This window comes from Massilia sp. TWP1-3-3, assembly GCF_049897805.1.
In the GTDB taxonomy this organism is placed as follows: Bacteria; Pseudomonadota; Gammaproteobacteria; order Burkholderiales; family Burkholderiaceae_D; genus Telluria_A.
On sequence record NZ_JAFCWX010000070.1, the window covers coordinates 1 to 6,228 of the forward strand.

Here is a 6,228-nt window from a genome sequence, read left to right on the forward strand (position 1 = left end):
CCATGGTGATCACCTTTTTTTCTCCTGCCCAAAATGTGGGCAGGAGCAGTAGAACACCTGGGTCAATTTTCGATCAGCATACCCCCTGTAGGTGGGTCAATTTTCGGTCAGCGTCAACATTCCAGGGGTTAGATGTAGGTACAACGAATAAGAAAAGGCCCATGACATGGGTATGTCATGGGCCTTCGGGGTTGATGCGCGAGTGCTGCCGATAGGAGGCACTCAGCGGCGGTGTCGGGTGTGCAGGTAGATCAGCGCCTATATTTCAGCGAAAATTGTAAATCGAAGCTGCGCGGCATTAGCGCGGTTTTGAAGGCAGAGGTTCCCGTGTTGCCGGTTCTTGTGCTAGGCGAGCGAGCCCGGCTGTTGTTACCTGACCATTGCCAAGTCGGTTTTGCCGTGATGTTCATTATTCGGTTTCCTTTTATGTGCGTCAGAAATGAAAAAAGCCCATGCCGGGTGAGGGTGTGGGCTTTTGACTGGGTGAAGTCATGGGAATAATATATGACTAAAACAGGTTTCGCTTCAGACGGAACAAGAGATTCTGGACAGTGCCTTCTAGTGCAGCTGCGAGAGGATCAACTAGGGGCGAGCGCGCGCAACACGTGCGGGGGGCGTGAGCACAACCCGCATGCAGAGAAAGTGCTGCTCTCCGCCACCTATACGGTTTTTAAATCAAAGTACTCCAGCAGAAACCCAAGCGCCAGTTCCTTGTCCTTTTTGGGGACCGCCTGCATGATTGCTACAACGTTGAGTTTTCCGGTATTCGAATCCCAATAGTTCTTTTTCATTACCTGATGTCTCCCACACAGTGCTTGCCATTGCCCCGGGTTTTCCGGATCAGAATTTGGGTTTACCGAATGAGGTGTTTTATGGTCGGGAGTTAATTTCACCGTTCCGCCGCCGACAGGATCGATGTCGCCATCGCTCATACCGCATATATGACCACCCTCGACCCATTCGCACTTGTTCGTTGCACGAGCCAGAACGTCTCTCCATGTTGAGGAAGTAGGCATCACGCGACCGGAAGCACCCGTCCTTTTTTCGGCCGTGAGCATAAGGTATTCCCCAACTGCCAAGGACGCGCGGTCCCGTTTCGACAAAATCGTGTATCCGGAGTTTGTGCGAAGTTCAGATAGTCGTTGATGCCAGTTCTCCGGCTCGTTGCCTGTAACTGGATCTTTGGCAACCTCTATCAGCTGAGCGTTAGTAATAATATTGCCAACATTGTCCAAAAAAAAGTTTTCGAGACGTTTAATAATACTCTTGTCGGTGTATTTCTTTGAAGAGTTGCAGTACGGAAACGAGTGTGTGGCAGTCATATCAGCGGAGCGTCCTGAAACGTGTGAAAATTCGGGGTGCAGCTAACTTGGAATGAGTACCAATGGACAATGAATCAATGCAAAAAAAAGTGGCATCCTTGGCAGGCATGCTTGGACTGGGGCGGGTTGAGTCGATATCTTCCCCATCGGCAATGCTTGAGGGAATATTGAACGCAGAGTGCGCACTTGTCAAGGCGGATAATTTAGCGGCACTTAGTGCGCTACATCTTCAGGGCGAAGTTAAAATCGATTTCTGCTATATCGATCCGCCTTACAACACTGGGAGCACGTTCGTTTACGACGACAAGCGGCGGATCAATCGAGGGGGGCTGTGGGGCCGGCACGAAGACTGGATGACCTTTATGCTTCCTCGCTTAGTCCTCGCACAAGGATTGCTTCGCAATGATGGAATTATCGCTATCAGTATTGATGATTACGAATATGCTCATTTAAAAATCCTAATGGACGCGGTGTTCGATGAAGAAAATTACATCGCTACATTGGTCGTATGCCGCAGTAAAAACGGGAAGGGCGGGAGGGCAAACGTTGCTGTGAATCACGAATATGTCTTGATCTATGGGAAGACATCAGAATCGCTACTTCATGGCATTGCTGAAAGCGATACCGAAAAGTATGACCGGGAAGATGAGCATGGTCAATTCACCATAGACGGTCTATTTCGGAAAAAGGGCGATGCTAGCCTTCGAGAGGACAGACCAAATCTATACTATCCGCTTTACTGTGCCCAAGATGGCTCCGTCTACGCAGAGAAAATTAGTGATCACCTTCATGAAGTATTTCCCGTGGACTCGAAGGGCGTCGAACGCCGATGGCTATGGGGGCGTGACAAGGCAAAGGCCGAATCATGGAAGCTTTATGCATCCAAAGGGGGCGTGATCTATGTTAAAAATTACAATTCTGATTTGAAACGAATAAAAATAAGAAGTATTTTCGATAAGTTAGGGTATCTGACAGATAGAGCAACAACCGAAATCAAGGAGATATATGGCGATAAGGTATTCGAAACTCCAAAACCGCTCGAATTAATAAAGGATTTGATCGAGTGCTGTTGCGCTAAAGACGCCGTTATTCTTGATTTTTTTGCGGGCACTGGGACAACAGCGCATGCCGCCTATGAACTAAATCGAATAACTAACGCCTATCGAAAAACGATTCTTGTGGAGCATCCTCATCCCGTATGTTCGAGTCATATGGCGGGGAAAAATGGGTTCGAGACCACCGCGGATATTACGGAGTTTAGGTTAAAAAAAATACGCAAAGATGACCCTGGCTTTGAATATTCAATACATTCTATTTGATGAGACTATCGTGCAGTACGTTTTTCTGCTAGCCGTATGCAATATTCCATCAACCAGCTATATGACCGATGTTGTGTCAACGCCGTAGTGAAGTTCCCTGTGGCAGTTTGCGCAAAGGGCATTCGCATTTTCGACCGTATCTTCGCCGCCATGCGCTAATTGCTTTCTATGATGAACTTCGAGATATGGAGTTCCATCCTTCTTGCGCATGAACGGTGCAGCTGTACAACAGCGTTCGCAAACACCTTTTGCCCGATCCAATGCGGCAGCGACAACATCCGGGTTACGAACGTAGACTTCGGTCACAACGCGCATTTTCACCGGCATCCTTGCTGCTTCTAGGAGCCGAGCATCTCTGTTTGCTGGCGAGTCAGCAATCGCTTTATTGACCGCAGCGTTAAAGGCCGCCTCCTGCGCGGCGAGCGGTGGCGGAGCACTCTGATTGGCCGAGTGCCGCTCAACCACAGCTCGCATCGCGTTCAGGTTGACTGTGCGAAGTCCCTCATAGTAATCAATGTGCATGCGAACAGCGGCAATTGCCTTGTCCTGCGAGCTCGATCCACGTTCAGAGCGAATACGTGTCAGGTAATATTCAATCGCGGGGGCACTCATGGCGCGGTGAAAGACTTTCCCGTGCAGCATCATGCGGAAATCATTGATGAAATCCCGTGCCGTATTGATGTTTAGTCCATGCGTGTCTTGAAGTAGCAGCGCGCCTGCTTCAGATGGAATTTTCTTATCAAATACTTGACTAGCAACGTCGTAGGATGCCTCTACTTGCCGCATTGTAATTCGCATTACAGAGCCCTTTTGTTTCGTGTGTGCTGCCAAAATCGTTGAGTGTCCGATGTGTCCGTATTTGCGTGTACTAAAATGGAAAATTTAAAGGCGGAGAATGACAGGCCCTAAAAATCCGAAATTGCCAGCGACATTTTCAGGTCTTGGCCGTATTTAAGTCCAGCGACCTCACAGGCCAGTCGGGCAATTGTTTCGATCGTATTTCGACTATGGTTTGTGCTTAACCACCAGCCGGAACGAAGGTGAATCGAGTGCTTCAGACAAAGATCCGGACGCCGATATAGTTCGTCGCGGTCACGGGTGAGATACCGTCGCGATTTTCCGTGAGGGCGCTCAGCGAACCGCTCGGAAAACGTGGCATCACCGGCACTCAGCTGTTCGATTATTTGGCGTAGAACGTCAATTGCGTTGCGCGCAGGGTGAAACTGCCCTGCGAGTTCGTACCCGATCGGCGTCCCTTTTTTCTGCACATTTTGATCGGAGGGATTGCTTTGTAAAGGTGCTTGTATTCGAACGAAAGGAGGTTGTTCTGATGGCAATGATGTGCTGGGCCGGATCGATTTAAGGTTGGCAGGTCGAACTTGCGAAAATGACTGGGAAGTTACGAGAGGTTGTTTCGTTAGATCGGTAAGGAACCGTATGATCATGTCTGGATCAGGCTTGAAGCCGCAAACGCTTTCGACTCGATCTGCAACGATTTCAATAAGCATGTCGTCCTCGTCCGCGATGAGGCCGGCCCATGCTGCGGGTAATGCTGCCCCCATCTGTCGCGTCTTCGATACGTTGCGGTAGTCATCGCGTGCCGCATGAAGTGCGGCTCCTGAGGTGACCGAACTATGCAGTAGGTAACGTTTTAGACGAGCTGCGCATTCGTCAAGGTCCCGTTCAACGATGTTGAGTTTGTAGACACGTCGCTCGCTGTAGGCTCCCTGCTCACCTGGTAAGAAAAAATTCCACTCACGACCATCTGTCAGGATGGCCATTGGAACGCCTTCATGAAATGCGTACTCGAACAATTGGCGCTCGGCGCCGTCGCTTTGGCCTATTTGTTTGACTTCGATGATCGCGATTGGCTTGGCCGTCGGGTGGCACAATGCGAAGTCGACGCGGCGTCCAGAAAGCGAGTATTCTGGCCACACCACCTGAGTATCGTATGCGGGCCATCCTAATGCGTTTAGCAACCGCAGGACTATACCCTGAGAGACCGACGCCTCGTTGGGAAAACGACCGGTTTTTATTCCGTCGCGAATTGCCGCGATCTCTTGTTCGAGTGCCATGAGCGCCTTTGTTCGATCACATTTTTGGATGAGAACAGCATGTCTAACGATTTTCTGACGTTGCGACATAGTAAAGTTTCTTCACCGCAAATGATACTTGCATTAGATCGAGAGCGCAGGGAAAAACGGTTGCTCGGATGACTTTATCGCAGACTTGGAAGATCGTTTAGCGGTCCTTGTATGCACGGTGCATACCGGTGATTGACCGGACACGACGACTGCGTATCCCAGAAACGACAACGTCCCCTTGCACGAGTGGGCGTTGAGTAAACGGTGTTCCTGGTGGCCAAGGGCAGAATTGAACTACCGTCACAAGGATTCTCTTACTAGCGTCAATATACAAATCGCCAAGCCCATATTTGCAGGAAAATTATGCTAGTTTCTTATGGCTATGGCGATCGAAGTCGCTGGCATCACTAATTATCATGTGGGTGGCGGTGTGGCGAAGCTGATGGACTCCGAGAAAAACCGACTAACCACCTAAAATCTCACGCATTGCCGCAAAACCTGCGTAAACTTCGTTGTATCCACGCTCATCAATAAGCTGCTTAATTTGGTGATCGTTGTTGTGGCGTATCAAGTGCGCTTGGGTAAATGCACGCTTTATATTCCCAATCCGAGTTGGTTTATCTACTAAGCTACCGGACCATTCGATTTTATCGTAGAATTTGTCAAACAGAATCTCGTAGTCGCCCCAATTCATAGCATCAAGCACTGCGCCAACACCAGCGATATTACCCAGTTCGATAAGTTCTTTTCGTCCTAGAGGGCGATTCTTCGCATCAGAGGGAATAGCGCTGACGACATGGGCAACAGCTTCATCTGGCGCAGTGTCTCGTTCCAGATCCACACGCAACCGTATTCTTACTGCTTGCTCAATAACCTCAATAACGTCCTTTAACTGTTTTTTCTGCTCGATAAATTCAATAGCAATTGGACGCTTCAATGCTTCACGAATTAAATCAAGAGCAATAATAGGCAAGTCATTCTCAAAGTGTAACAGACCGTACTGTTCAAGGTGATGCGCATAAGTTTCTCTAAAATCGTCGTTACTCCAAAGATCAGCGTACGCTTGTGCCCCACCATTAGCGATATCTCTTAACATACGCTCTTCATCGGGAGACACGCGCGCTAGATGCTCTAAGAACCAAGCCACTTGATTAAAGAGGTCTCTTTTCTTTGCCTTAAACGCTTTTTCAACGTCTTGTGCATTGACGGATTTACGATCAGTCCGATGGAGCGTGCTTTCATGTATTGCCGAACCGAGGCGCCTAAGTAGCAACGGATGGCCACCAACCAATTCGAATGCGCGCGTAAGAGCTGACTCTTGAAAAAGAAGTCCCATTCGCTCGCCGAGGCTGGAAAGAAGTAAATGTGCTTCCGGTGCTGGCATCAATCCACCCAAGTTAGCAGTTGGCGTGCATTTCAGTAAATTATTATCAATTTTTTCACAATAACACTTGACATCACCTTAAAATCGCGGCGTCCAGCATGGATTTTTACTATCCCTGC

At 48.9% G+C, this 6,228-nt stretch carries 5 protein-coding genes; 1 reads left to right on the plus strand and 4 read right to left on the minus strand.

Annotation, left to right across the window (positions count from 1 at the left end):
* Positions 1-659 precede the first annotated feature (659 nt).
* Complete coding sequence (locus ACP7D4_RS27380; protein ID WP_426212549.1) at positions 660-1,322, minus strand: hypothetical protein; 663 nt, start codon at positions 1,320-1,322, stop codon at positions 660-662.
* Positions 1,323-1,384: 62 nt separating this feature from the next.
* Here ACP7D4_RS27380 and ACP7D4_RS27385 point away from each other — a divergent pair, with 62 nt between their 5' ends.
* Positions 1,385-2,641, plus strand: coding sequence for a site-specific DNA-methyltransferase (locus tag ACP7D4_RS27385; RefSeq protein WP_426212551.1), 1,257 nt, complete (start codon positions 1,385-1,387; stop codon positions 2,639-2,641).
* 57 nt (positions 2,642-2,698) lie between these two features.
* Here ACP7D4_RS27385 and ACP7D4_RS27390 read toward each other — a convergent pair whose 3' ends face one another.
* The 3 genes from ACP7D4_RS27390 to ACP7D4_RS27400 form a co-directional block, all read right to left on the minus strand.
* Positions 2,699-3,439 carry an HNH endonuclease gene (locus tag ACP7D4_RS27390; RefSeq protein WP_426212553.1) on the minus strand — a complete coding sequence of 247 codons (741 nt, stop codon included), beginning with the start codon at positions 3,437-3,439 and terminating at the stop codon, positions 2,699-2,701.
* Positions 3,440-3,546: 107 nt separating this feature from the next.
* On the minus strand, positions 3,547-4,716 hold the full coding sequence (locus ACP7D4_RS27395) for a hypothetical protein (RefSeq protein WP_426212554.1): 1,170 nt from the start codon (positions 4,714-4,716) through the stop codon (positions 3,547-3,549).
* A 472-nt stretch (positions 4,717-5,188) separates the two neighbouring features.
* A complete protein-coding gene (locus ACP7D4_RS27400; protein WP_426212556.1) occupies positions 5,189-6,109 on the minus strand; it encodes a hypothetical protein in 921 nt (306 codons plus the stop codon).
* Between the last annotated feature and the right edge of the window lie 119 nt (positions 6,110-6,228).